This is a genomic window from Pseudomonas sp. MWU16-30317, assembly GCF_020515695.1.
Lineage (GTDB): Bacteria > Pseudomonadota > Gammaproteobacteria > Pseudomonadales > Pseudomonadaceae > Aquipseudomonas.
Map to the genome: position 1 here is coordinate 1 of NZ_JAIWJA010000008.1, position 26,575 is coordinate 26,575.

A 26,575-nucleotide genomic window follows, 5' to 3' on the forward strand; every position below is an offset into this window, starting at 1 on the left:
CTAACCAATACTAATTGCCCGTGAGGCTTGACCATATAACACCCAAGCAATTTGCGACTCGAAAGAGCATCAGATTGCGGTGACTGTGGAGATGACACGAACCGAAAGTTCGTCGACTCTGAAGCGACACCCACAAATTATCACATACCCGATTCGCTGGAAGACCGCGCAAACGGTCTACTGGCAAACAGAATTTCTTGACGACCATAGAGCATTGGAACCACCTGATCCCATCCCGAACTCAGTAGTGAAACGATGCATCGCCGATGGTAGTGTGGGGTTTCCCCATGTGAGAGTAGGTCATCGTCAAGATTAAATTCCGAAACCCCCATCTGCGAAGGCAGGTGGGGGTTTTGTCTTTGTGGTGCCTGGCAAAGTCAAAGTCAACAGCTTCGCGGGCAAGCCTTGCTCCCACAGTTGTATGCCGTGCATACCGTGGGAGCAAGGCTCGCCCGCGAAGGGGGCGACCCTGCCAAACATCTCAATCGCCGTAATACTCACAACCACTGGTGCAGGTTTCGTGAATACGGATTTTCGACAGCTCTGGCAATAAAGGCTTGAGCTCATCCCAAATCCATTTGGCCAGCACTTCGCTGGTCGGATTCTCCAGGCCGGGAATGTCGTTGAGGTAGTTGTGATCCAAGCGCTCATATAGCGGCTTGAAGATCGCCTTGATCTCGGAGAAGTCGCGAATCCACCCGGTATGAGGATCGACCGGACCGCTCAAGTGAATGGCGACCTTGAAGGAGTGCCCGTGCAACCGACCGCACTTGTGACCTTCCGGCACATGGGGCAAACGGTGAGCGGACTCGAAGGTGAACTCTTTGAATATTTCCACGATAGGGGAGGCTCTGAAGTCAAAACAGCCTTCAGTTTATCAGCTGGGCCTCCGCCTGCGGCATAATCAAGGCACACAGCCTGTCGCACACCTGGCAATCAATACCCGATCGACTTTCAGTTTCAATTAAGTTGCGTTCGATACCATGGATTCCGTAGCCAAGGCTCATACTAATAAACGGAGATTCATCATGAAAACCATTGCCACCCTATCCAGCATTATCACCTTCGTCTGCGTAACCGGCATTGCCCAAGCACGCGATCTTGGTCCAGACGAAGCTCTGCGCCTGCGTGATGCCGGCACCGTAATGTCGTTCGAGAAGCTCAACGCCATCGCGTTGGCCAAACACCCAGGCACCCAGGTTCATCAAACCGAACTTGAGCAGGAGTACGGTAAGTACGTCTATCAAGTCGAGTTACGCGACAACAAAGGCGGCGAATGGGAACTTGACCTGGATGCCAGCACCGGCGCCATCCTGAAAGATCGTGTAGACAGCTGATGAGATTCAAGGCCCGCCTGCCCCAGGTCATCATTCTCTCTCTGGCAACGCTGTGCTCGCTGGCGATGGCCCGTGATCTGGATCAGGACGAGGCCTTGAGGCTGCGGCAAAAGGGCGCCATCCTGCCTCTCGAACAGCTCATGCATCAAGCGCTGGATCGCTATCCCAACGCACGATTGCTCGAGGCCGAGCTCGAAAAGCATGATGACGAGTACATCTATGAAGTCGAATTGCTGACCGTCGAAGGCGTCGTGCGTGAAATCAAGCTGGATGCCGCCACCGGCAAACTGCTCAAAGACAAGGAAGACGACTGATGCGCCTGCTGCTGGTTGAAGACACAGTATCCCTGGCAGACGAACTGATTGCCGGTCTCAGCCGCCACGGTTACGCCGTAGACTGGTTGGCGGATGGCCGCGACGCGGTCTACCAGGGCAGCAGCGAGCCTTACGATCTGATCATTCTCGACCTCGGCCTGCCCGGTCTCCCAGGGCTGGATGTGCTGCAGCAATGGCGCGCCGGCGGTCTGAGCGTCCCCGTATTGGTGCTGACTGCCCGCGGTTCATGGGCCGAGCGCATCGAGGGCCTCAAGGCAGGGGCCGACGACTACCTGACCAAACCCTTCCACCCCGAAGAACTGCAACTGCGGATTCAGTCTTTGCTGCGCCGCTCACGGGGCCTGGCCAATCAGCCAACCCTGGAGGCCGCAGGGCTGCAACTGGACGAAAGCAGACAATGCGTCTGCAGCGGTGAATTGCCGATCCAGCTGACTGCCGCCGAATTTCGTCTGCTGCGCTACTTCATGCTGCATCCAGGCCAAGTGCTTTCCAAAAGCCACCTGTCCGAGCATCTCTATGACGGCGAAACCGAGCGCGACTCCAATGTCCTCGAAGTGCACGTCAATCACCTGCGCCGCAAACTCGGCCGCGAGGTGATCGAAACCCGCCGCGGCCAAGGCTATCTGTTCACCGGCGTTGCCCGGTGAAATCCATACAGGGCCGCCTCAGCCTGGGGCTCATCAGCGTGCTGGTGGTCGTCGGCCTGGTCGTGGCCCAGTTCAGCCTCTGGCTGTTCGAAGTCGGCTTGCAGCGGTACCTCGAATCCGGCCTGCGCAACGAAAGTGAAATCCTCCTGACCGCGCTGGTGCGTGGCAGCAATGGCTTGCAACTCGATGAGTCACGCATCTCGCCGGCTTATGGACGGCCGTTGTCGGGGCACTATTTTCGTATCGATTTTTCGGAAGAACACTGGCGATCCCGCTCGCTGTGGGACCTGGAGATGCCCATTCCCGACGGTCCGGGGGTACGCGCCAACGTCAAGCTCGGGCCCGAGGGGCAGCGCCTGCTGCAGTTGCGCTCGCAATACCGCCGCTTCGGCCAAGTGTTCACTATTACCGTGGCACAGGATTACACCCCTGTATGGGAAAGCTTCCGACGCATGCGCCATATCGGCCTGGGCATGGGCCTCGGCGCGCTACTGTTGATCCTCTGGCTGCAACGCCTGACAGTCAAGCGCGCGCTCGGCCCCTTGGAGCGGGCCCGCCAGCAGATCCACCAATTGCAGCAAGGCCAGCGCTCGCAACTCGACCGCGAGGTACCGATCGAGCTCGAACCGTTGGTGGAACAGATCAACCAACTGCTGGCCCACACCGAGGACAGCCTCAAGCGCTCGCGCAATGCCTTGGGTAACCTCGGTCACGCGCTGAAGACGCCGCTGGCCGTATTGCTGACCCTGGCGTCCAGTGAGCGCCTGCAGGGTCATCCACAACTGCGAGAAGAGCTGCGCGCGCAGGTCGAGCAGATCAAACGTCGCCTGGACCGTGAACTCACTCGGGCGCGGCTGTCCGGTGATGCCTTGCCGGGTATGGCCTTCGACTGCGATGCGCAGCTGCCCGGCCTGCTCGACACGCTGAACGCCATCCATGGTGGCTACCTGCAACTTCGCTATGAGGTGCCCGCCGGGTTGATGTTGCCCTGGGATCGGGAGGACCTCCTCGAACTGCTGGGCAACCTGCTGGACAACGCCTGCAAGTTTGCCGACAGCGAGGTGTGCCTGAGCATCGACGCCAACCGCGACTGTTATGAACTGCTGGTCGACGACGACGGCCCGGGCATCGTCAAGGCCGTGCGTGATGACGTGCTGCAGCGCGGCGCGCGTCTGGACGAACAGATCGCCGGACACGGTCTGGGCCTGGGCATTGTGCGAGATATTGTCGACGCGTGGGGTGGCGAGCTGCAGTTGCGCGACAGCCCCTTGGGCGGATTGCGTGTCAGCGTCACGCTACCTCGACGGGGACGCGCGGAAATCGCGTAAACGCTCTGTATCAGCGTTGTAAGCAATAAATTGCACCACCCAAGGGCATAACTTGGCGGTTATGCCTCAACTTTTGTCCTGCCACGCCGATACACGTTGAATTCCCCGTACGACGTGAGACCCAAACCATGCGCCTGAGCCTGAAGGGCAAAGTTCTATCACTGGCAGTGCTGCCAGTCCTGCTGTTCGCGCTGGTCATCAGCCTGAGTACCGTGTGGATCCTGCGCGATCAGGCGGTAAAAGAAGTCGATCAGACCCGCCAGCGCCTGCTCAACGACGCCAAGTCGACCTTGCAAAACTACGTCGCCGTGGCGCTGGGCATCGTCAAGCCGATCTACGATGCTGCCGGCCCCGACGATCAGGCTGCACGTCAGCAGGTCATCAAGATGCTGTCGGCTATCAGCTACGGCAAGGATGGCTACTTCTTTGGTTATGATTCCCAGGCCGTGCGGCTGTTCAAGGGCAGCAGCCCGGATGGCATCGGCAAGAGCTTCATCGATGCCCGCGACCCCAACGGCGTGTATGTGAACAAGGGGCTGGTAGATGCGGGCAAGGACGGCAGCCATTACACCCAATACAGCTCGTCGCTGCCCAATGACCCCAAGGTACTGGTCCCCAAACTGTCCTACACCGAGTATCTGTCCAAGTGGGACATGGTGATCGGCACGGCGGTCAATCTTGACGGTATCGAAGCCCAGGTGGCAGTGGTCAAGGCCGGTGTCGACGAGCGCGTCGAGGACATGCTCCTGAGCATCGTCGGTATCGCCGTGGTGGTACTGGTGGTGATCGTTCTTATCGGCCTGGTGATGTCCGGTGCGCTGGTGCGTCCGATCAAGCTGATGAAGGCCAATCTCGATGACATTGCCGCCGGTGAAGGCGATCTGACGCGTCGCCTGGCCATTACCAGCCACGACGAAATCGGCGACCTGGCGGGCTCCTTCAACCGCTTCGTCGACAAGATCCACGGGCTGGTGCGGCAGATTGCCGAAATGACCACCCAGCTCACCGGCCTGGTCGGTGAAGTGGCGTCCCAGGCACAGCGCTCGGAACAGGCCATGGAGCGTCAGCGCCATGAGACCGATCAGGTGGCCACTGCCATCAACGAGATGTCCTCGGCTGCGCAGGAAGTCGCCAAGAGTGCTCAGGGCGCCGCCGTGGCCGCGCAGAAGACCGACGAAGAAGGTCAGCAGGCCAAGCGTGTGGTCGACGGCAGTATTGCGCAGATTCATGCACTGGTCGGCGACATCCGTACCAGCGGCACTTCGCTGGACAGCCTCCAGCAGGATGTGCAGTCGATCGTCAGCGTGCTTGGGGTGATTCGTTCGATTGCCGAGCAGACCAACTTGTTGGCGCTCAATGCGGCCATCGAAGCGGCGCGAGCCGGTGAGGCCGGTCGCGGCTTTGCGGTGGTGGCCGACGAGGTCCGCGCGCTGGCCAGTCGTACGCAGCAGAGTACCCAGGAAATCCAGGGGATGATCGACCGCCTGCAAAAGGGCACGACATCGGCCGTGGATGCCATGCGTCGTTCAAGCGAAGCGGGCGAGGGCAGTTCGGTGAAAGCCAACGAAGCCGGCCAGTCGCTGGATGCCATCGCCGCACTGATCGCCACGATCAACGCCATGAACGCCCAGATTGCGGCCGCCGCCGAAGAGCAGACTGCCGTGGCTGAAGAGATCAACCGCAGCGTGCATCAGATCGCGACAGCAGTGGACACGGTTGCCGACGAAACCCAGCAGGGCGCGCAAACCACTCGCCAACTCGCCGCCTTGGGCGAGCGCCTCGGGCAGATGGTGCGCCAGTTCAAGATCTGACAGTGGCAGACTTGTAGCGAGGGGGCTTGCCCCTCGCGACATCGCACCATCGAACGTTCCACCCCGCTCAAGGGACTAACCCTCATGGCGCCCGTCAGGCGCCTTGAGACCTTTGACACGGAACGCGCATGAACCACACCCACCTGCACAACAAAACCCTACTGGGGCTGCTGATTCTGGTCAGTATCGCCTTCATCTGGATCCTGCTGCCGTACTACGGCGCGGTGTTCTGGGCCATCATCCTCGGTATCGTCTTCGCCCCCCTGCAGCGGCGCCTCAACCAGCGTTTCAAGTGGCGGCGCAACGTCACCTCGCTGATTACCCTGGGCACCGCCATGCTGATTGCCATCTTGCCGGTAATCGTCATCAGTGCACTGCTGGTGCAAGAGGGTGCCACGCTTTACAAGAACATCGAGAGCGGCACGCTGGATATCCCGGCTTACGTCACCCACTTCAAGGAAGCGCTGCCCATGTTCGCGCAGCACTTTCTCGAACGCCTGGGCGTAAGCAACTTCGAGGGCCTGCAAGACAAACTCTCCAAGGGCGCCATGGTCGGCAGCCAGTACTTCGCCAGCCAGGCGTTCAGCTTCGGCCAAGGCACCCTGGATTTCATCGTCAGCTTCGGGATCATGCTCTATTTGTTGTTCTTCTTTCTGCGTGACGGCGGCGACCTGGTGCGCCGGGTTCGGGAAGCCGTGCCTATGGCCGAACAGCAGAAGCGCCGGCTGCAGCTCAAGTTCAACCGCGTGGTGCGCGCCACCGTCAAAGGCAACCTGCTGGTGGCGGTGACCCAAGGTGCGTTGGGCGGGTTCATCTTCTGGGTGCTGGACATCCCCAGCGCCCTGCTCTGGGCGGTGCTGATGGCGTTTCTGTCGTTGCTGCCTGCGGTAGGCGCGGGCATCGTCTGGGCCCCGGTAGCGGCTTACTTCCTGCTCACTGGCGCGGTCTGGCAGGGGGTGGTGCTGGCGTTGTTCGGCATCCTGGTGATCGGCATGGTCGACAACGTGCTGCGCCCCATCCTGGTGGGCAAGGACACGCGCATGCCGGATTACCTGATCCTGGTCTCGACCTTGGGCGGCATGGCGGTGTTCGGTCTTAACGGTTTCGTCATCGGGCCCTTGATCGCCGCGCTGTTCATGTCGACCTGGAGCATCTTTGCTGGAAATCGCAAGCGCGTACAATTGCCAGCCGATTTGCCGTGAAGTGGTATCATCGCCGCCATTCTTGAAATCATTAGTAACACAGTGACCCTCTGGCGGCAGGACGCCACCCGCCGGAGGTTGCGCTTGTCCAAGAGCGGTTCCAATGCCACAACCGATTCCCCTGAAAGACCACGAAACCGAAAAAGGCCTGGTCAATCGCCGCCTGCTGTTCTGTGCCGTGCTGGTGCTGGGCCTGAGTCTCGCGCTGGTTGGTCGTCTGTATTTTCTGCAAGTGATCCAGTTCGCCTATCACTCGACCATTTCTGAAAACAACCGCGTGCACCTGTTGCCGATCCCACCCGAACGTGGGGTCATCTATGACCGCAATGGTGTGGTGGTTGCCGACAACCGGCCCAGTTTCAACCTGACCCTGACCCGTGAACGCGCGGGCGACACCACCAAGGTGCTCGACGAACTGACCACGGTGCTGCACTTGAGTGACGAAGACCGGGCCCAGTTCGACCGTGACCTCAAGCGCGTGCGCCACCCGTTCGAGCCGGTCACCTTGATGTACGAGCTGACCGAAGAGCAGATCGCCTTGGTCGCGGTCAACCAGTTCCAGCTGCCGGGGCTCGACGTCGAAGCGCAGTTCGTGCGCGAATACCCCTATGCCGAGCACTTCGCCCATTCGGTGGGCTATGTCGGGCGGATCAACGAGAAGGAGTCCAAGGAACTCGACCAGGTCGAGTACCGCGGTACCCAATCGGTAGGCAAGACCGGCGTCGAGCGCTTCTACGAGCCGCAGTTGCACGGCCATGTCGGCTTTGAGGAGGTCGAGACCAACGCTCAGGGCCGCGTGATGCGCGTGCTCAATCACACCGACCCGGTGCCTGGCAAGAACATCACCCTGACTCTGGACATCAAGCTGCAAGCGGCGGCCGAGAAAGCCCTGGGTGATCGGCGCGGCGCGGTTGTGGCCATCGATCCGCAGACCGGCGAAGTGCTGGCCATGGTCAGCAAGCCGAGTTTCGATCCCAACCTGTTCGTGACCGGCATCAGCTTCAAGCAGTACGCGGCCCTGCGCGATTCCATCGACCGGCCGCTGTTCAACCGCGTCTTGCGCGGCCTGTATGCGCCGGGCTCGACCATCAAGCCGGAAGTGGCCATCGCCGGCCTCGACAGCGGTGTGATCACCCCCTCCTCGCGGGTATTCGACCCAGGCTATTACGAGCTGCCCAACTACGATCACAAATACCGTAACTGGAACCGCACCGGTGATGGCTGGGTCGACCTCAACGACGCGATCATGCGCTCCAACGACACCTACTTCTACGACACGGCGCACCGCCTGGGCATCGACCGACTGCACGACTACATGACCGAGTTCGGTCTGGGCCAGAAGGTCTCGCTGGACATGTTCGAAGAAGCGCCGGGGCTGATGCCATCTCAGCAATGGAAACGCGCGACCCGGCGCCAGGCCTGGTTCCCGGGCGAGACGCTGATCCTCGGGATCGGCCAGGGCTACATGCAGGTGACGCCATTGCAACTGGCTCAGGCCACCACGCTGATCGCCAACAAGGGGGTGTGGAACCGCCCACGGCTGGCGGAAACCGTGGGTGGCGTGAAGCCGGTGGACGAAAACCCGATGCCCAATATCCTGCTCAAGGACCCGCGTGCCTGGGAAGAGGTCAACCAGGGCATGCAGGCGGTGATGCACGCCCCCCGGGGTATCGCTCGCGCTGCGGCGGTGGGGGTGCAATATCGCATCGCTGGCAAGAGTGGTACCGCCCAGGTGGTGGCAATCAAGCAGGGCGAGCGTTACAACCGTCTGAAAACGCTTGAGCGAAACCGCGATAACGCGCTGTTCGTCGGCTTCGCTCCAGCCGAGCATCCGCGTATCGTGATCGCCGTGATGATCGAGAACGGCGAGGCCGGTGGTCGAGTGGCCGGGCCCGTGGTACGTGAAATCATGGACGCCTGGCTGCTTGACCAGGATGGCCACGTGAAACCTGAATACGCTGCACCGGCAAAGGCGCCGGGTGACCCCCATGTCTAGGTCGAAGATTCAACCCGGCGCAGTGATCCAGCCGAGCCCTTTGCGCGTATACCCATGATGCAACCGCCACTGGGCGGTCTTTGGCAATCATGGGAACCACCAGCATGAGTCTGCGGTTAGTATTCAGGCAAGCATCAGCCCCCCGGAGCAACGCCCGTCCCGTGAGCAGCCTGGATAGCGATTCGAGCAGTACCCCACCCTGGAGCGACGACGTCGAGGCTGTCGCGCGGTTGCGTGATCGCGATGCTTTTATGCGCATCTACGATCACTTCGCGCCGCGGCTGCAGCGGTATCTGGCAGGGCTGAGCGGTTGCGAAGGGCGCGCCGAAGAGCTCACCCAGGAAGCCTTGCTGAAGCTGTGGCACAAAGCCGAACAGTTTGATCCAGCCAAGGCCAGCCTGGCCACCTGGCTGTACCGCATCGCTCGCAACCTGTACATCGACCACGTACGCCAGGACCGCGGCTGGCTGCCGGCCCAAGACTCGCTGGCGGCGCTGGAGCGGCTCGAAGCACCGGCCGATGGCAGCCTGGATTTCAGTCCCCGCCAAGAGCAGAAGCTCGCGGCGGCGCTGCAGGCCCTGCCGCCAGATCAGGCGCGGGTCATTCGCATGGCGTATTTCGAAGCCATGAGTCACCGGCAGATCGCCGATCAATTGCATTTACCGCTGGGTACCGTGAAGTCGAGCTTGCGCTTGGCGTTCCGGAAACTGCGCGCCGGCGTCGAGGCACCACAATGAAAGACCAACACCATTTGGACGAAGCGACGCTGGTCAGTTACTGCGCGGGCTCCTTGCCTCAAGGGTTGGCAGTGGTCGCTGGTGCGCATCTACAGTTGTGCGCAACCTGCCGCAGCAAATTGCGGCAGGCCGAGCGCATCGGCGGATTGCTGATGCACGCGCAAGTGCCGACACCCGAGCCCATGGCCAGCGGCCGCCTGGCCATGCTGGCGCGACTTGACGAGCCTGCGCCCGCTGCGGTGGTGGTCGACCTTGGCGCCTGCGACGATGCCGACCTGCTGCCGGTCAGCCTGCACCCTCATTTCGGCCAGCGTTACAGCCAGCTGCCATGGCGTCGGCTGATTCCCGGGGTGCGCATGGTGCGGGCCAAGGCCGAGGGCGATGGCAGCCTGGTGATGTTCAATATCGCGCCCGGTACATCCATGCCGGTGCACAGCCACGGCCGCAGCGAAATGACCTTGGTGCTCAAAGGTGCCTACCGCGATGCGTTGGGGCACTTTGGGCCTGGGGATATAGCTGACCTGGATGAAACCATCGAGCACCAGCCTGTGGCCTGGGGCGATGATCACTGCATCTGCGTGGCCGCTACCGATGCGCCACTGCGCTTCAGTGGCTTGATTCCACGCTTGATGCAGCCCTTTATCGGGCTGTGATCTTTGCTGGTCTCTTCGCGAGCAAGCGTTGTTACAGCCAAGCGCGGCATTTCGATCCTATCGATCGAATTAATCCGTTTTTAACCCGTCACAACCTGTGCAACGGTACGTACCCCTCTCGTCCATCTTCGGGCGAGACTGCACAGGAGCAATACACATGGCTAAAGTGCTGGTTCTCTATTATTCGACCTACGGTCACATCGAAGCCATGGCCCAGGCCGTGGCCGAAGGCGCCCGCGCCGGCGGTGCTGAAGTCGACATCAAACGCATCCCCGAAACCGTGCCCGAAGAAATCGCTCGCAATGCCCACTTCAAGCTGGACCAGGCAGCCCCGGTGGCTACCGTGGCCGATCTGGAGCATTACGATGCAATCATCCTCGGCTCGCCGACCCGTTTCGGCCGCATCGCCAGTCAGGTCGCCGTGTTCCTCGACCAGGCCGGTGGCCTGTGGGCGCGCGGCGCCTTGAATGGCAAAGTCGGTGCGGCGTTCACCTCGACTGGCTCGCAGCATGGCGGCCAGGAGACCACGCTGTTCTCGATCATCACCAACCTGTTCCACTTCGGCATGACCATCGTTGGCCTGCCTTACAGCTTTCAGGGCCAGACCGACGCCACTCAGATCGTCGGCGGTGCACCCTACGGCGCCAGCACCGTGGCCGGCGGTGATGGCTCTCGCCAACCGGGCGAAGTAGACCTCGCTGGCGCGCGCTTCCAGGGCGAACTGGTGGCCAAGACCGCGATCAAGTTGTTTGGCTGATACGCGACACAGGCACCAAAAAAAATCCCGCCATCGAGGCGGGATTTTTTATGCAAGGGCAGAGCAGGGCTTCACCCCACCAGACGCAACCCGGCATGCTGCACCAATTCCAGCAGCGGCTGTGGATACACACCCAGCACGAACACCAGGATGGCGATGGCCAGCAGCATCACACCACCGGCGCGCTGTTCCCACTTCATCGGCGCATCGGTACGACGGATGGATTTCTCCATCAGGTACAGCGTCACCATCACCCGCAGGTAATAGAACACGCCGATCGCACTGCCCACCACCAACGCACCGACCAACCACCACTGACGCGACTCGACGCCGGTAGCGATCATGTAGAACTTGCCGATAAATCCGGCGGTGAGCGGGATACCTGCCAGCGACAGCATCATCACGGTGAGCACTGCGGTCAGGTACGGACGACGCCAGAACAGGCCGCGGTACTCGTACAGCGCATCGGCGTCACGGCCATGGTAGGGCGACGACATCAGCGTGATCACGCCGAAGGCCCCCAGGCTGGTGAGCACATAGGTCACCAGATAAACACCGATGGCCTCGACCGCCAGGCCCTTGCTCGCAATCAGCGCGATCAGCATGTAGCCGAAGTGGGCGATGGACGAATAACCCAGCAGACGCTTGAGGTTGCTCTGGGTGACCGCCAGCAGGTTACCGATCAGGATCGACAGCACCGCGATGATCGACAGCACATCGTTGAGCACCCCGGAGTGCGCCACTGGCGAAATCTGGAACAGGCGCACCACCACCGCAAAGACCGCCACCTTGCTGGCCGTGGCCAGGAAGGCCGCCACCGGAGCCGGAGCACCCTCGTAGACGTCTGGCGTCCACAGGTGGAAAGGCACCAGCGACAGCTTGAAGCCCAGGCCCACCAGCATCATCGCCAGGCCCAACTGCGCCAGGCTGCTCGGCATGCCGGTGGCCGCCAGGGCGGCGCCGATACCGCTGAAGCTCAGGCTGCCGGCATCGGCATACAACAGCGCCATGCCGAACAGCAGGAAGGCGGAACCCGCAGCCGACAGCACCATGTACTTGATACCGGCTTCCAGCGAACGCTTGTTGAAGAATGCGTAGGCGACCAGGCCGTACACCGGCACCGACAGCAGCTCCAGGCCGATGAACAGCCCGGCCAGATGCTGTGCGCAGACCAGCACCAGGCCGCCCAGCGCCGACATCAGGATCAGCAGGTAAAGTTCTTCGCGGTTGCCCGGATAGCCCGCACCGGCGTCACCCAGGTAGGCATGGGCCAGCGTCACGCACGCCAGGGTGGCGATCAGGATCAGCGCCATGTACAGCGCGGCGAAGTTGTCCACCTGCAGCAGGGGAGTGACCGCCAGCGGTGTGAGCTTGAGTACTGGCAGAATCGACAACAGTGCCAGGTTCAGGCCCGCACAGGTGATCAGGAAGGTTTGCGCGTGATTGCGCCGCCAGGCGATCGCCAGCATCACCACGACAACGGTGAGGCTGGTGATCAGCAGCGGTGCAAGCGCGATAAAGTGTTGAATCGTCAGGTCCATAGCGCTCTTACCGGGCCGAAGCGAGTTGAGTGAAGGCGGTGCCGAGCCAATGGTGCACACCGGTCATAGTGGCAGCAGAGGTGTCGAGGAAGGGCTGCGGGTAAACACCCAGCAGCACCAGCAGGGCCGCGAGGCCCAGCACCATGATCAGTTCGCGGTTGTCCATGCCGGCCAGTACAGCGTCGGATTTGGACGGGCCGAAGTAGGCACGGTGAATCATGATCAGCGAATAGACCGAACCGAACACCAGCCCGGAAGTGGCGATCGCCGTGACCCACGGGGCAATGGTGAAGCTGCCCAGCAGGATCAGGAACTCGCCGACGAAGTTACCTGTGCCCGGCAGGCCCAGCGACGCCGCAGCGAAGAACAGGCTGATGGCCGGCAGGTAGGCGATCCGTGGCCAGATACCGCCCATCTCGCGCATGTCACGGGTGTGCAGACGCTCGTACAGTTGGCCGCTGAGGATGAACAGTGCCGCTGCCGACAGGCCGTGAGCCAGCATCTGGATCACCACGCCTTGCAGCGCTTGCTGGTTGCCGGAGTAGATGCCGATCAGCACGAAGCCCATGTGCGAGACGCTGGAAAACGCGATCAGGCGCTTGATGTCGGTCTGCGCGAACGCCAGGAAGGCGCCGTAGAAGATCCCGATCAGGCCGAGGGTCATGGCGATCGGCGCGAACTCGGCCGAGGCATTCGGGAACAACGGCAGGGCGAAGCGCAGCAGGCCATAGGCTGCCGTCTTCAACAGGATACCGGCCAGGTCCACGGAGCCTGCGGTCGGCGCCTGGGCGTGGGCGTCCGGCAGCCAGGAGTGGAACGGCACCACTGGCAGCTTGACCGCGAAGGCGATGAAGAAGCCCAGCATCAGGATGTATTCGGTGTGCAGCGACAGCTTGGTCTTCAGCAATGTGCTGTAGTCGAAGGTGATCACCCCGGTGTTGCTGTAGTTGACCAGCACCAGGCCGAGGATCGACACCAGCATGATCAGGCCGCTGGCCTGAGTGAAGATGAAGAACTTGGTCGCTGCGTAGATCCGCGTCTTCTTGCCGTCTGCCGAGCTGTGACCCCAGAGCGCGATGAGGAAGAACATCGGCACCAGCATCATTTCCCAGAAGAAGAAGAACAGGAACAGGTCAAGGGCCAGGAACACCCCGACCACGCCGCCCAGGATCCACATCAGGTTGAGGTGGAAGAAGCCCACGTGCGCCTGGATCTCTTTCCATGAGCACAGCACCGACAGCATGCCGAGCAGGCCGGTCAGCAGGATCATCAGCAGCGACAGGCCATCGAGCGCCAGGTGCACGCTGATGCCGAAGCGCTGAATCCAGTTCAGCTTGAATTCCACCGCCCAGGCGGGTTCGCCGGGGGCAGGGGCCAGGGTGAAGTCACCGTGGGCCCACAGCCAGAGGCCGAGGGCGAGTTCCAGGGACATGGTCAGCAGCGCAATCCAGCGTGGCAGCGTCGCGCTCGAGCGCTCCGCCAGCCAGCACAGCAGGCCACCGATAAAGGGGATCAGGATCAGCCAGGGCAAAATCATGACGGGCTCAATTCCTTTCGCAAAGTCGCAAGATTCAAAGTCATACCGCCACCAACACAGCGCCGAGCACCAGCACCGCACCCGCGGCCATGGACAGCGCGTACCAGCGCAGCAGGCCGGTTTCGGTGCGGCTCATGCCGCCGTTGCCGCCTTTGACCAGCTGCGGGATCAGACCGATGGTCTGGTCGATCGGGTCCTTGCGCAGCAGGTGGCTGATTGCCAGGTAAGGTTTGACGAACAGCTTGTCGTACAGCCAGTCGAAGCCCCAGGCCGCGTACCACCAGGCCGACAACACCCGGCCCAGGCCGCTGTTGGCGATGGAGGTAGCCAAGGTGCGCTTGCCGAGGAACAACAGCGCCGCCAGCAAGATACCGGCGATGGCGATGGCGCCCGAGGCGATCTCCAGGCTGTGCTTGGCTTCGCCACCGGCATGGCCGACGCTTTCTGGAAGTACGCCACCCAGCGGCGGATGAATCCACGCACCGATGAAGGTCGACAGCACGATCAGGATGCTCAGCGGCAGCCAATGCGCCACACCGTGACCGGCGTGAGCGTCAGTTTTGGGCTCGCCGTGGAAGGTGATGAAGATCAGGCGGAAGGTGTACAGCGAGGTCATGAACGCACCCAGCAGCCCGGCATACAACAAACCGGTATGACCGCTGGCGAAGGCTTCCCAGAGGATCTCGTCCTTGGAGTAGAAGCCCGCAGTGATGATCGGCAAGGCCGCCAGGGCCGCGCCGCCGACGATGAAGCTGGCGTAGGCCAAGGGGATCTTTTTCCACAAACCGCCCATCTTGAAGATGTTCTGCTCGTGGTGGCAGGCGAGGATCACCGAACCTGACGCGAGGAACAGCAACGCCTTGAAGAACGCGTGGATCATCAAGTGGAAGATCGCCGCGTCCCAGGCACCGACGCCCAGGGCCAGGAACATATAGCCGATCTGGCTCATGGTCGAGTAGGCGAGAATACGCTTGATGTCGGTCTGCACCAGCGCAGCGAAACCGGCCAGTACCAACGTCACGCCACCAACGATGCCGACCAGGTGCAGGATATCCGGCGCCAGGGCGAACAAGCCGTGGGTACGCGCGATCAGGTAGACACCGGCGGTGACCATGGTGGCGGCGTGGATCAGTGCCGACACTGGGGTAGGGCCAGCCATCGCATCGGCTAGCCAGGTCTGCAATGGCAGCTGCGCCGATTTACCCACCGCACCGCCCAGCAACATCAAGGTCGCCAGCACGATCCAGAAATCGCCGGCCTTGAAATGCTGCGGCGCCCGCACCAGCAGTTCCTGAATGTTCAGGGTACCGAGCTGCTGGAACAGGATGAACAGGCCGATGGCCATGAACACGTCGCCGATACGGGTGACGATGAACGCCTTGAGGGCGGCATTGCCGTTGTCGCGGTTGCTGTAGTAGAAGCCGATCAGCAGGTACGAACACAGGCCCACGCCTTCCCAACCGAAGTAGATGAACAGCAGGTTATCGGCCAGAACCAGGAACAGCATGCTGGCGATGAACAGGTTGGTGTACGCGAAGAAGCGCGAATAGCCCTCTTCACCGCGCATGTACCAGGACGCGAACAGGTGGATCAAAAAGCCCACGCCGACCACCACGCCGAGCATGGTGATCGACAGACCGTCCAGATACAGGGTGAAGTTCGGTTCGAACCCGTCCACCGACATCCAGCGCCACAGCAGTTGCGTGTACACGCCGCCTTCTGGCGGTGCCACATTGAATTGCCAGATGACGTAGGCGGCGACAACTGCCGACAGGCCGATGGAGCCGACGCCGATCAGCGCTGACAGGTTCTCGGAAAAACGCCCGCGCGAGAACGACAACAACAAAAAGCCGATCAGCGGGAAAACGAAGGTCAGAAAGATCAGGTTCATCCGCGCATCTCACTGGCAGCGTCGATATCAAGCGTATGGAAGCGGCGATACAGCTGCAGCAGGATCGCCAGGCCGATACTGGCCTCTGCGGCTGCCAGGCTGATGACCAGAATGAACATGATCTGTCCATCCGGCTGCGCCCAACGCGCGCCCGCCACGACGAACGCCAGGGCAGAGGCGTTCATCATGATTTCCAGGCTCATCAATACGAAGAGGATGTTACGGCGGACCATCAGGCCTACCAGTCCGAGGGTGAACAAGAGGCCGGCGACCGCCAGGCCATGTTCCAGAGGGATAGCTGCCATAGGGTTACTCCTTCGCCTCGTTGCGGCCAAGATGGAAAGCCGTGACCGCGGCGGCGAGCAACAGCATCGAGGCCAGCTCGACCACCAGCAGATAAGGGCCGAACAGGCTGATGCCGACCGCTTTGGCGTCGACCGTGGTCTGGCCGATGCCGACGGTGCTGGTGTTGGCGAACAGGGTGTAGCCCAGTTCGAGGAGCAGCAGCACGGCGAGGAACACCGGACCTGCCCAGATGCCGGGCTTGAGCCAGTCACGCTCTTGCTGCACCGAGGCGGGGCCGAGGTTGAGCATCATCACCACGAAGACGAACAGCACCATGATGGCGCCAGCGTAGGCGATCACTTCCAGCACGCCGGCAAACGGCGCGCCGAGGGCGAAGAAGGTCATGGCGACGCTGATGAGCGAGATGATCAGGTAGAGCAGGGCGTGCACGGGGTTGGTGTTGGTGATCACCCTGAGGGTGGACACCACTGCAACGCCGGATGCGAAATAGAAAGCGAATTCCATCTTTCTTCCTTAAGGGAGCAGGCTCTTGACGTTGATCGGCTCGGCTTCATTCTGCGCGGCACCTTTCGGCTTGCCGGCGACGGCCATGCCCGCAACGCGGTAGAAGTTGTAGTCAGGGTTCTTGCCGGGGCCGGAGATCAGCAGATCTTCTTTCTCGTACACCAGGTCCTGACGTTTGAACTCGGCCATTTCGAAGTCCGGCGTCAGCTGAATCGCCGTCGTCGGGCATGCTTCCTCGCACAGGCCGCAGAAAATGCAGCGTGAGAAGTTGATGCGGAAGAAATCCGGGTACCAGCGGCCGTCTTCGGTCTCGGCTTTTTGTAGCGAGATGCACCCTACCGGGCACGCCACGGCGCACAGGTTGCAGGCCACGCAGCGTTCTTCGCCGTCGGGGTCGCGGGTGAGGACGATGCGACCGCGGTAGCGCGGCGGCAGGTACACGGCTTCTTCCGGGTATTGCAGGGTGTCACGTTTGCGGAACCCGTGACCGAACACCATCACCAAGCTGCGTAGCTGGGTTCCGGTGCCCTTAACGATGTCGCCAATATATTTGAACATGGGTCAAATCCTCACTGGGCCGCAACAGCTGGCGTGTTGAGCAACACGAGCGCAGCGGTCACCAGCAAATTGATCAGGGTCAGCGGCAGGCAGAATTTCCAGCTGAAATCCATCACCTGGTCGTAGCGCGGGCGCGGAATCGAAGCACGCAGCAGCACGAATAGCATGATGAAGAAGCAGGTCTTGAGCGCGAACCACACGAACGGTATCTGCGGCAGGATGTTGAACGGGCCGTGGTAGCCACCGAAGAACAAGGTCACCAGCAAGGCCGAGATCAGGATGATGCCGATGTATTCACCGACGAAAAACATCCCCCACTTCATGCCGGCGTATTCGATGTGATACCCGTCGGCCAGTTCCTGTTCCGCTTCCGGCTGGTCGAAGGGGTGACGGTGAGTCACGGCCACGCCAGCGATGAAGAAGGTACAGAAGCCGAAGAACTGCGGAATGATGAACCACAGGTGCTGGGACTGGTATTCGACGATGTCGCGAATGTTGAACGAGCCCGCCTGGATCACGATGCCCATCAGCGACAGGCCCATGAACACTTCGTACGACACGGTTTGTGCCGAGGCCCGCAAGCTGCCGAGCAAGGCGAACTTGTTGTTCGACGACCAACCGGCGAACAGCACCGCGTAGACCGACAGGCCGGCCATGGCGAAGAAGAACAGCAGGCCGATGTTCAGGTCCGCCACGCCCCAGGTCGGGGTGATGGGGATGATCGCGAAAGCGATCAACAAGGCGCTCATGGCCACCACCGGCGCCAGGGTGAAGATCACCTTGTCGACGAAGGGCGGGTTCCAGTCTTCCTTGAAGAACATCTTCAGCATGTCGGCGGCGATCTGGAACATGCCGAACGGGCCGACACGGTTCGGGCCGTAACGGTCTTGCCACCAGCCCAGCAAACGTCGTTCGACGAAGCTGAGCAAGGCGCCGCATACCACGACCGCGAGCATGATCACCAAGGCCTTGACGACTGCAATGATCGAATCGATCACCTCAGGGGTAAACCAGGTCATTGTGCTGCCTCCTGCAGGCCTTCGACGCTGAACCCGGCGAACGCCGGCGGAATTCCGGCCAGGCCGGACGGCAAGCCGATCAGGCCGGCACCCAGTTCTTCATCGATGCGCAGCGGCAGGCGCAGGGCCTGACCATTGACGCTAAGGCTCAGCAGCGCACCGTCGTTGACACCCAGGCGATCGGCTTCCGATTTGGCCAGGGCCACGTAGGCAGCGGGAATGCGCTCTTGCACGGGAATGGCACGCGAAGAGTTTTCTTCACTGCCGAACAAGTGATACAGCGGTACTGCCTGCCAGGTGCCACGGGGTGGCGAGAAGGCGGCCGGTATGGCGCTGAACCAACCCAGTTTGTCACCTTGCGGTTCGATCAGGCGCTTGCCCGGGTCACCGGCACGGATGCTGCCGCCGACTTCGTCCTGGAACTTGTTCCAGGCTTGCGGCGAGTTCCAGCCCGGCGACCAGGCGAACGGCACTTGCTGGCGCGGTTCGGCCGAGCCGGAGTAGCCTTCCATCGAGAAAGAGAACGCAGTGTCGATGTCTTGCGAGGTCCGCGGTTCGTGCACGCTGATGTTGGCGCGCATGGCCGTGCGGCCGCTGTAGCGCAGCGGTTCGCGGGCCAGTTTCAGGCCCTTGATACGGAACGACGCCGACGGCGCGGCATCGAGGATGCCGTGCAGTTGCGGCGCGACACTGGCCACGGCCGCCGTGACGTGATCGAGCTGGGTCCAGTCGACCGGACGGTCGAGCAGGGTGGCGCGCAGGGCGTGCAGCCAGCGCCAGCCTTCGTGGACCAGGTTGCTGGCGTCCAGATAGGCCGGGTCGAAGACCTGGAAGAAGCGCTGGGCGCGACCTTCCTGGCTGACCAGCGTGCCGTCGCCTTCAGCGAAGCTGGCGGCCGGCAGCAGCAGGTGCGCGCGTTCGCTGGTGGCGGTGCGCTGGTGGTCGGCGACGATCAATACCTTGACGGCGTCCAGCGCGGCGTTGACCTTGGCGGCATCGACACGGGTGTACAGATCGTTTTCCAGCACCACCAGAGCATCGGCGGCGCCGCTGGTGACGGCGGCAAGCGCGGCATCCAGGGATTCCCCACCGAGCATGGCCAGGCCCAGGCTGTTGGCCTCGGGCACGATCAGGCTCAACGATCCGGCTTTATCGCGGGCGTGCAGAGCCTTGGCGATGTTGGCAGCAGCTTCGATCAGGGCGTTGCTGCCCAGCGAAGTACCGGACACGATCAGCGGGCGCTTGGCGTTGACCAGTGCCTCGGCAATACGTGTCGCCAGTTCCAGTGCTTCCGGCTCCAGGCCGGTTACGGCTGGCGCGCTGGCGTCGATGGCATGGGCCACCGCGAAGCCCAGACGCGCGAGGTCGTCGGGAGCGGCGTGCGCGCACTCTTCGGCCACATCATCAAGCTTGGTGGCGGTCAGGCTGGCAATGAACAGCGGATACATCTCGTGCTGGCCGATGTTCTTCACGGCGGCGTCGAGCCATGGCTGGACGCGCATCGCACCGGCCATGGCTTCAGCCTTGCCCTTGACCGACTGACGCAGGCTCAGCGCCAGGCGCGCGGCGGTCTGGGTCAGGTCTTCGCCGAGGACGAAAACCGCGTCGTGGTCTTCCACTTCACGCAGGTTGGGAATCGGCAGCGGGCTGTCGTTCAGCACCTTCAGCACCAGGCGGATACGCTCCAGCTCACCCGCTTCGATGCCACTGTAGAAGTGCTCGGCACCGACCAGTTCGCGTAGCGCGTAGTTGCTTTCGAGGCTGGCGCGAGGCGAGCCGATGCCGACGATGTTGCGACCGCGCAGCAGGTCGGCAGCCTTGTCCAGGGCGCCGTCCAGGCTCAGCTTGGCCTGGGTCTCGACCAGCAGCGGCTGGCGCGGACGGTCCTTGGCGTTGACGTAGCCATAGCCGAAGCGGCCACGGTCGCACAGGAAGTACTGGTTGACCGAACCGTTGTAGCGGTTTTCGATACGGCGCAGTTCACCGTAGCGCTCGCCGGGGCTGATGTTGCAACCGCTCGAGCAGCCATGGCAGATGCTCGGCGCAAATTGCATGTCCCACTTGCGGTTGTAGCGCTCGGAGTGGGTCTTGTCGGTGAACACACCGGTCGGGCAGACCTCGGTGAGGTTGCCGGAGAACTCGCTCTCCAGGGTGCCGTCTTCGACGCGGCCGAAGTAGACGTTGTCGTGGGCGCCGAATACACCCAGGTCGGTACCGCCGGCGTAGTCTTTATAAAAGCGCACGCAACGGTAGCAAGCGATGCAGCGGTTCATCTCGTGGGCGATGAACGGGCCGAGCTCCTGGTTCTGGTGGGTGCGCTTGGTGAAGCGATACCGGCGCTCGTTGTGGCCGGTCATTACCGTCATGTCCTGGAGATGGCAGTGGCCGCCTTCCTCGCACACCGGGCAGTCATGCGGGTGGTTGGTCATCAGCCATTCGACGACGCTGGCGCGAAACACTTTCGCTTCTTCGTCTTCGATGGAGATCCAGGTGTTGTCGGTGGCAGGGGTCATGCACGACATGACCAGCCGACCGCGCGTGTCGTTCTCATCGGTGAACTGCTTGACCGCACACTGGCGGCAGGCGCCGACGCTTCCCAGCGCCGGGTGCCAGCAGAAATAAGGGATATCGAGCCCGAGGGACAGACAAGCCTGTAGCAGGTTGTCTGCACCATCGACCTCAAGGTCTTTGCCGTCTACGTGGATAGTGGCCATGGTTCAAGTTCTTCGTTGGCCCGTTGTCAGCGGGCGTGGCTAATGGAAATCTTGTTATCTGCCCGGCGCAGCCCCAGAGGCGCGTCAACGGGCAGTCAGCCGACGGCCAGGGCCGTCGGGGTCACGGTGTGTTACGCGCCTGCCATGGTGGGGGTAACCACCTGGGTCAGGCTGCCGGGCGTGCTGGCCTTGATGCCTGCTTCGAACTCCGGACGGAAATACTTGATCGCGCTGCCCAACGGCTCGACGGCACCTGGAGCGTGGGCACAGAAGGTCTTGCCCGGGCCGAGGAAACCGACCAGCCCCAGCAGGGTTTCGATATCCCCCGGCTGGCCGTTGCCGGTCTCGATGGCGCGCAGCAGCTTGACGCTCCACGGCAGGCCGTCACGGCAAGGGGTGCAGAAACCACATGACTCGCGGGAGAAGAATTCTTCCATGTTGCGCAGCAGCGAGACCATGTTGACGCTGTCGTCCACCGCCATGGCCAGGCCGGTGCCCATCCGCGTGCCGACCTTGGCGATGCCGCCGGCGTACATTTGCGCGTCTAGGTGTTCGGGCAGCAGGAAGCCGGTACCGGCGCCGCCTGGCTGCCACGCCTTGAGCTTGAAGCCGTCGCGCATGCCGCCAGCGTAGTCTTCGAACAGCTCGCGGGCGGTCACGCCGAACGGCAGCTCCCACAGGCCCGGGTTCTTGACCTTGCCGGAGAAGCCCATGAGCTTGGTGCCGTGGTCTTCACTGCCTTCTTTGGCCAGCGACTTGTACCAGTCGTTGCCGTTGCCGACGATGGCCGGCACGTTGCACAGGGTCTCGACGTTGTTGACGCAGGTCGGCTTGCCCCACACGCCGACGGCAGCAGGGAAGGGCGGCTTGGAGCGCGGGTTGGCGCGCCGGCCTTCGAGGGAGTTGATCAGGGCGGTTTCTTCACCGCAGATGTAGCGCCCGGCGCCGGTGTGCACGAACAGCTCGAAGTCGAAACCGGTGCCGAGGATGTTCTTGCCCAGCAGGCCGGCGGCCTTGGCTTCCTGCACTGCGCGGTTGAGGTGCTTGGCGGCGGTGACGTATTCGCCGCGAAGGAAGATGTAGCCCCGGTAGGCTTTGAGCGCGCGGGCGCTGATCAGCATGCCTTCGATCAGCAGATGGGGCTGTTGCTCCATCAGCATGCGGTCTTTCCAGGTGTTGGGCTCCATTTCATCCGCGTTGCACAGCAGGTAGCGGATGTTCATGGATTCGTCTTTGGGCATCAGGCCCCATTTGACGCCCGTCGGGAAGCCCGCACCGCCGCGGCCCTTGAGGCCGGAGTCCTTGACCGCCTGAACGATGTCGTCGGCGGCCATGTCGGCGAAAGCCTTGCGCGCGGCGGTGTAGCCGTTCTTGCTGACGTATTCGTCGTACCAGATGGGCTCGCCGTCATCGCGCAGGCGCCAGGTCAACGGGTGAGTTTCGGCACTGCGGGCGATGCGGTTGGCAGGCCCGAAGGAGGTAAGGGTCATACGTAGCCCTCCAGCAGTTGGGTCACGCCAGCAGGCTGCACGTCACCGAATGTGTCGTCGTCGATCATCAACGCCGGCGCCTTGTCGCAGTTGCCCAGGCAGCACACCGGCAGCAGGGTGAAGCGCCCGTCTGCGGTGGTCTGGCCGAGGCCGATGCCGAGTTCGCTCTGGATCTTGCTGACCACCGATTCGTGGCCACCGATGAAGCAGACCATGCTGTCGCACACGCGAATGATGTGACGGCCGACCGGCTGGCGGAAGATCTGGCTATAGAAGGTGGCCACGCCTTCGACGTCGCTGGCCGGAATACCGAGGATCTCGCCGATGGCATAAAGAGCGCCGTCGGGCACCCAGCCGCGTTCCTTCTGGACGATCTTGAGGGCTTCGATGGACGCCGCGCGCGGGTCCTCGTAGTGATGGAGTTCGTGCTCGATGGCCGAACGCTCGGTTTCGCTGAGGGCGAAACGGTCAGTCTGAATAAGCGTGCTGTTCATGCTTAACGGTCCACGTCGGCCATAACGAAATCGATGCTACCCAGGTACGCGATCAAGTCCGCGACCATCTCGCCTTTGATCACCGAAGGGATCTGCTGCAAGTGCGGGAAGCTTGGGGTACGAATCCGGGTGCGGTAGCTCATGGTGCCGCCATCGCTCGTCAGGTAGTAACTGTTGATGCCCTTGGTCGCTTCGATCATCTGGAAGGACTCATTGGCCGGCATCACCGGCCCCCACGAGACTTGCAGGAAGTGCGTGATCAAGGTTTCGATGTGTTGCAGCGTGCGCTCTTTGGGCGGCGGCGTGGTCAGCGGGTGATCCGCCTTGTACGGGCCTTCTGGCATGTTGCGCATGCACTGGTCGATGATCTTGATGCTCTGGCGCATTTCCTCGACGCGGACCATGCAGCGGTCATAGGCGTCGCCGTTGTGAGCCAGCGGCACTTCGAACTCGAAGTTCTCGTAGCCCGAGTACGGGCGCGCCTTGCGAAGGTCGAAGTCGCAACCGGTGGAACGCAGCCCGGCACCGGTGACACCCCATTCCAGGGCTTCCTTGGTGTTGTAGGCGGCCACGCCGATGGTACGACCCTTGAGGATGCTGTTCTGCAGGGCGGCCTTGGTGTATTCGTCGAGGCGCTTGGGCAGCCATTCGACGAAGTCCTTGACCAGTTTCTCCCAGCCGCGCGGCAGGTCGTGGGCGACGCCGCCGATGCGGTACCAGGCCGGGTGCAGCCGAAAGCCCGTGATGGCTTCGATCACCGTATAGGCCTTCTGGCGATCGGTGAAGGTGAAGAACACCGGGGTCATGGCGCCGACGTCTTGGATATAGGTGCCCAGGAACAGCAAGTGGCTGGTGATGCGGAAGAACTCGGCCATCATGATGCGGATGGTGTCGACTTTTTGCGGCACCTTGATGCCGGCCAGCTTCTCCACGGCGAGCACGTAGGGCAGGTTGTTCATCACCCCGCCCAGGTAGTCGATGCGGTCGGTGTAGGGGATGAAACTGTGCCACGACTGACGCTCGGCCATTTTCTCGGCGCCACGGTGGTGGTAGCCGATGTCAGGGACGCAGTCGACGATCTCTTCGCCGTCCAGTTGCAGGATGATGCGGAAGGCACCGTGGGCCGAAGGGTGGTTCGGGCCCAGGTTGAGGAACATGTAGTCCTCGTTGCTGCCCGAGCGCTTCATGCCCCAGTCTTCGGGGCGAAAGCGCGCGGCTTCTTCCTCGAGCTGCTGCTTGGCGAGGGTCAGGCTGAACGGATCGAATTCAGTGGCGCGCGCCGGGAAGTCCTTGCGCAGCGGGTGACCTTCCCAGGTCGGCGGCATCAAGATGCGCGACAGGTGCGGGTGGCCGTTGAAGGTGATGCCGAACATGTCCCAGACTTCACGCTCGTACCAGCTGGCGTTCGGCCAGATGCGCGTGGCGGTAGGGACGTTGAGGTCGCTCTCGCTGAGCGCCACCTTGAGCATCACGTCGCTGTTACGTTCGACCGACAGCAGGTGGTAGAACACCGTGAAGTCGGCGCCCGGCAGGCCGCGACGGTGGGTGCGCAGGCGCTCGTCGACACCGTGCAGGTCATACAGCATCGAGTAGGGCTTGGGCACGTTGCGCAGGAAGGTGAGGATCTCGATCAGCTTGGCGCGATCGACCCACAGCACCGGCATGCCGGTGCGGGTTTCCTGGGCGGTGAACGCCTCGGGGCCAAAGCGGTTGGTCAGTTCGACGACCACATCTTGGTCGTCAGCCTTGTAAGGCGGGATATACAGAGCGGTGTCCGCTGTTGTCATGGTCTCGGTCGCTTTCGGTCAACTGCAGAATGAAGCCAGGAATCCTGGTGTGCTTGGTCACACGATCAGAACGCCGCTGGATCAGACTTCGTCGGGGCTGCGCAGGTTGGTCACGGCAATTCGCTGTTCGCGACGTTGTTCCTTTTGCGACGGCATCTCGGCGCGATACACGCCTTGATCACCGACCACCCAGGACAACGGGCGGCGCTCCTGGCCAATGGATTCCTGCAGCAGCATCAAGCCTTGCAGAAATGCCTCTGGACGAGGAGGGCAGCCGGGCACGTAGACGTCGACGGGGAGGAACTTGTCCACACCCTGAACGACCGAGTAGATGTCATACATGCCGCCGGAGTTGGCGCACGAGCCCATGGAAATCACCCATTTGGGTTCGAGCATCTGCTCATAGAGACGCTGAATGATCGGCGCCATCTTGATGAAGCAGGTGCCTGCGATGACCATGAAGTCGGCCTGGCGAGGTGACGCCCGAATGACCTCGGCGCCAAAGCGCGCGATGTCGTGGGGTGCCGTGAACGCCGTGGTCATTTCCACGTAGCAGCACGACAGGCCGAAGTTGTACGGCCACAGGGAGTTCTTGCGCCCCCAGTTCACCGCACCGTTCAGCACGTCTTCGAGTTTGCCCATGTAGATGTTCTTGTGAACTTGATCTTCAAGGGGGTCGGCTACGGTTTCCCGTTCGCCAATCGGATACTCCTGGTTAGGTGCATCCGGGTCGATCCTGGTGAGATTGTATTGCATGCCAAAGCCTCATTGTTTCAGCTTCGCTTGCCGCTTGAGACGAGCTTCCGGCGCCCAGTCAAGGGCCCCCACTCGAAAGAGGTAGACAAGACCTGCCAACAGAATTGCTATGAAAATGAAAGCTTCGGCGAATCCGGTCCAGCCGCTTTCGCGGACGGACACAGACCAGGCAAACAGGAAGAGGGCTTCGATATCGAAGATCACGAACAGCATCGCGACCAGATAGAATTTTGCCGACAGGCGCAGGCGCGCGCTGCCGGTGGGGAGCATGCCGGATTCGAACGGTTCGTTCTTGCTGCGGCCCCAGGCTTTACCGCCCAGCAGGCTCGACAGGCCGAGCATGAAAGCACACAGGCCGACGACGCCCAGAAGGAAGATGGCAAAGCCCCAGTTGTGGGCGATGAGTCCTGTCGAATCGGGCATGCTCTGGATCCTTAACAGGGGCGGCAGACCCCTGTGCTTGAATGTGGTGTCGCAGTGACGATATGTCGCACTTCTGCTATCGCGCTGATTTTATGGGTAAACCGCCAGCAAGTAAATTTAGTATGGCAAATTAATTCGTAGCATTACGCACATAGGCAGCCTCAATCGCGCTGAAACCGTTGGGTACAGGGGATTGTAGAAGGTTTTGTTAAGTGTGTTTTTCATTCGCCGCAATAAGTCTCAGATGGCAATGATAATTAATATCGTTTCCGCTTCGCGATTTTTGCTGCTCCGTGCCATTCGCGAGCTTTTTAACCCAACCACAGAAGTCGGGTATTGCTTCAGATCATTGTCTCGCTGCGTTGCCGGGCAAATAGTCCAGACCGGCCCTCCGGCAATCGGTGGCCAGGCCGGCGTGCCGCAGGGCAGTGGCTGCCGGACTGTCTTTGCGCCTGTCGGCCTGTGTTTAAGACTGTTCTTATATAGTGGTGCACTCTGTTGTTCTAAACTTTACGACCCTGTGTACCAGCATCTAGTAACTAGTGTCGAATCGCTTTTACGGAGGGTTACTTGCATCGTATTGCACGCGCGCTTATTTGGGATGAGGTATAAATATTGTTGAAAAGACTGACTGTCGCTATTGCGCTGGGCATGGGCATGGGGCTGGGTCTGGGGTTGGGGGCAACTTCTGCATTTGCGGGTAATACCTCTGCTGAAATCCGACGCCGAGCAGTGATGCGAGTCTTGCCGGT

The 26,575-nt window shown here is 61.6% G+C and carries 24 protein-coding genes and 1 rRNA gene; 11 read left to right on the forward strand and 14 right to left on the reverse strand.

The features are described 5' to 3' along the window. Positions 1 to 196 precede the first annotated feature (196 nt). Positions 197 to 312: ribosomal RNA gene (gene rrf, locus LIX93_RS20980) — 5S ribosomal RNA — on the forward strand. 169 nt (positions 313 to 481) lie between these two features. Here the strand turns inward: rrf and queD are convergent. Continuing rightward, positions 482 to 838 carry a 6-carboxytetrahydropterin synthase QueD gene (gene queD, locus LIX93_RS20985; RefSeq protein ID WP_226505981.1) on the reverse strand — a complete coding sequence of 119 codons (357 nt, stop codon included), beginning with the start codon at positions 836 to 838 and terminating at the stop codon, positions 482 to 484. 190 nt (positions 839 to 1,028) lie between these two features. Here queD and LIX93_RS20990 point away from each other — a divergent pair, with 190 nt between their 5' ends. The 10 genes from LIX93_RS20990 to wrbA all read left to right on the forward strand — a co-directional run bounded on the left by LIX93_RS20990 (position 1,029) and on the right by wrbA (position 10,803). After that, positions 1,029 to 1,337: a PepSY domain-containing protein gene (locus LIX93_RS20990; RefSeq protein WP_226505982.1), complete on the forward strand. Its 309-nt coding sequence runs from the start codon at positions 1,029 to 1,031 to the stop codon at positions 1,335 to 1,337. Then, positions 1,337 to 1,651 (forward strand): PepSY domain-containing protein, encoded by a 315-nt coding sequence (locus LIX93_RS20995; protein ID WP_226505983.1) that lies wholly within the window; start codon positions 1,337 to 1,339, stop codon positions 1,649 to 1,651. The genes LIX93_RS20990 and LIX93_RS20995 overlap by 1 nt, the downstream gene beginning before the upstream one ends. Beyond that, positions 1,651 to 2,319 carry a response regulator transcription factor gene (locus LIX93_RS21000; RefSeq protein WP_226505984.1) on the forward strand — a complete coding sequence of 223 codons (669 nt, stop codon included), beginning with the start codon at positions 1,651 to 1,653 and terminating at the stop codon, positions 2,317 to 2,319. Before LIX93_RS20995 ends, LIX93_RS21000 begins: the two co-directional genes overlap by 1 nt. Then, positions 2,316 to 3,647 carry a sensor histidine kinase gene (locus LIX93_RS21005; RefSeq protein ID WP_226505985.1) on the forward strand — a complete coding sequence of 444 codons (1,332 nt, stop codon included), beginning with the start codon at positions 2,316 to 2,318 and terminating at the stop codon, positions 3,645 to 3,647. The genes LIX93_RS21000 and LIX93_RS21005 overlap by 4 nt, the downstream gene beginning before the upstream one ends. Positions 3,648 to 3,775: 128 nt before the next feature. Continuing rightward, positions 3,776 to 5,458, forward strand: coding sequence for a methyl-accepting chemotaxis protein (locus tag LIX93_RS21010; RefSeq protein ID WP_226505986.1), 1,683 nt, complete (start codon positions 3,776 to 3,778; stop codon positions 5,456 to 5,458). Positions 5,459 to 5,586: 128 nt separating this feature from the next. Continuing rightward, on the forward strand, positions 5,587 to 6,660 hold the full coding sequence (locus tag LIX93_RS21015) for an AI-2E family transporter (RefSeq protein ID WP_226505987.1): 1,074 nt from the start codon (positions 5,587 to 5,589) through the stop codon (positions 6,658 to 6,660). A 103-nt stretch (positions 6,661 to 6,763) separates the two neighbouring features. Continuing rightward, a complete protein-coding gene (gene mrdA / locus LIX93_RS21020) occupies positions 6,764 to 8,656 on the forward strand; it encodes a penicillin-binding protein 2 (protein ID WP_226505988.1) in 1,893 nt (630 codons plus the stop codon). Between the two features lie 251 nt (positions 8,657 to 8,907). Further along, positions 8,908 to 9,393, forward strand: a complete 486-nt coding sequence (locus LIX93_RS21025) for a sigma-70 family RNA polymerase sigma factor (RefSeq protein ID WP_226506228.1) — start codon at positions 8,908 to 8,910, stop codon at positions 9,391 to 9,393. Next, entirely contained in the window at positions 9,390 to 10,046 is a 657-nt protein-coding gene (locus LIX93_RS21030) for a ChrR family anti-sigma-E factor (RefSeq protein WP_226505989.1), read from the forward strand. Before LIX93_RS21025 ends, LIX93_RS21030 begins: the two co-directional genes overlap by 4 nt. 157 nt (positions 10,047 to 10,203) lie before the next feature. Next, positions 10,204 to 10,803, forward strand: coding sequence for an NAD(P)H:quinone oxidoreductase (wrbA, locus tag LIX93_RS21035; RefSeq protein WP_226505990.1), 600 nt, complete (start codon positions 10,204 to 10,206; stop codon positions 10,801 to 10,803). 71 nt (positions 10,804 to 10,874) lie between these two features. On the opposite strand, the gene nuoN is transcribed toward wrbA, so the two are convergent. The 13 genes from nuoN to LIX93_RS21100 form a co-directional block, all read right to left on the reverse strand. Beyond that, on the reverse strand, positions 10,875 to 12,344 hold the full coding sequence (gene nuoN / locus LIX93_RS21040) for an NADH-quinone oxidoreductase subunit NuoN (RefSeq protein ID WP_226505991.1): 1,470 nt from the start codon (positions 12,342 to 12,344) through the stop codon (positions 10,875 to 10,877). A gap of 7 nt (positions 12,345 to 12,351) precedes the next feature. After that, positions 12,352 to 13,881 carry an NADH-quinone oxidoreductase subunit M gene (gene nuoM, locus LIX93_RS21045; protein WP_226505992.1) on the reverse strand — a complete coding sequence of 510 codons (1,530 nt, stop codon included), beginning with the start codon at positions 13,879 to 13,881 and terminating at the stop codon, positions 12,352 to 12,354. A gap of 40 nt (positions 13,882 to 13,921) precedes the next feature. Further along, positions 13,922 to 15,772: an NADH-quinone oxidoreductase subunit L gene (gene nuoL / locus LIX93_RS21050; RefSeq protein WP_226505993.1), complete on the reverse strand. Its 1,851-nt coding sequence runs from the start codon at positions 15,770 to 15,772 to the stop codon at positions 13,922 to 13,924. After that, the gene (gene nuoK / locus LIX93_RS21055; protein WP_226505994.1) at positions 15,769 to 16,077 is read right to left on the reverse strand and encodes an NADH-quinone oxidoreductase subunit NuoK; all 309 of its coding nucleotides are present in this window, start codon (positions 16,075 to 16,077) and stop codon (positions 15,769 to 15,771) included. The genes nuoL and nuoK overlap by 4 nt, the downstream gene beginning before the upstream one ends. A 4-nt stretch (positions 16,078 to 16,081) precedes the next feature. Next, positions 16,082 to 16,582 (reverse strand): NADH-quinone oxidoreductase subunit J, encoded by a 501-nt coding sequence (nuoJ, locus tag LIX93_RS21060; protein ID WP_226505995.1) that lies wholly within the window; start codon positions 16,580 to 16,582, stop codon positions 16,082 to 16,084. Positions 16,583 to 16,591: 9 nt separating this feature from the next. Continuing rightward, a complete protein-coding gene (nuoI, locus tag LIX93_RS21065; RefSeq protein ID WP_003174725.1) occupies positions 16,592 to 17,140 on the reverse strand; it encodes an NADH-quinone oxidoreductase subunit NuoI in 549 nt (182 codons plus the stop codon). Between the two features lie 11 nt (positions 17,141 to 17,151). Continuing rightward, complete coding sequence (gene nuoH, locus LIX93_RS21070) at positions 17,152 to 18,159, reverse strand: NADH-quinone oxidoreductase subunit NuoH (RefSeq protein WP_226505996.1); 1,008 nt, start codon at positions 18,157 to 18,159, stop codon at positions 17,152 to 17,154. Further along, entirely contained in the window at positions 18,156 to 20,873 is a 2,718-nt protein-coding gene (gene nuoG / locus LIX93_RS21075) for an NADH-quinone oxidoreductase subunit NuoG (RefSeq protein WP_226505997.1), read from the reverse strand. Before nuoG ends, nuoH begins: the two co-directional genes overlap by 4 nt. Positions 20,874 to 21,004: 131 nt before the next feature. Next, positions 21,005 to 22,363, reverse strand: a complete 1,359-nt coding sequence (nuoF, locus tag LIX93_RS21080; protein WP_226505998.1) for an NADH-quinone oxidoreductase subunit NuoF — start codon at positions 22,361 to 22,363, stop codon at positions 21,005 to 21,007. Continuing rightward, a complete protein-coding gene (gene nuoE / locus LIX93_RS21085) occupies positions 22,360 to 22,857 on the reverse strand; it encodes an NADH-quinone oxidoreductase subunit NuoE (RefSeq protein WP_226505999.1) in 498 nt (165 codons plus the stop codon). The genes nuoF and nuoE overlap by 4 nt, the downstream gene beginning before the upstream one ends. A 2-nt stretch (positions 22,858 to 22,859) precedes the next feature. Then, positions 22,860 to 24,644, reverse strand: a complete 1,785-nt coding sequence (gene nuoC / locus LIX93_RS21090) for an NADH-quinone oxidoreductase subunit C/D (RefSeq protein WP_226506000.1) — start codon at positions 24,642 to 24,644, stop codon at positions 22,860 to 22,862. 81 nt (positions 24,645 to 24,725) lie between these two features. Next, positions 24,726 to 25,400 (reverse strand): NADH-quinone oxidoreductase subunit B, encoded by a 675-nt coding sequence (locus tag LIX93_RS21095; protein WP_226506001.1) that lies wholly within the window; start codon positions 25,398 to 25,400, stop codon positions 24,726 to 24,728. A 9-nt stretch (positions 25,401 to 25,409) separates the two neighbouring features. Then, positions 25,410 to 25,823 (reverse strand): NADH-quinone oxidoreductase subunit A, encoded by a 414-nt coding sequence (locus LIX93_RS21100; protein ID WP_226506002.1) that lies wholly within the window; start codon positions 25,821 to 25,823, stop codon positions 25,410 to 25,412. Positions 25,824 to 26,575: the final 752 nt, after the last annotated feature.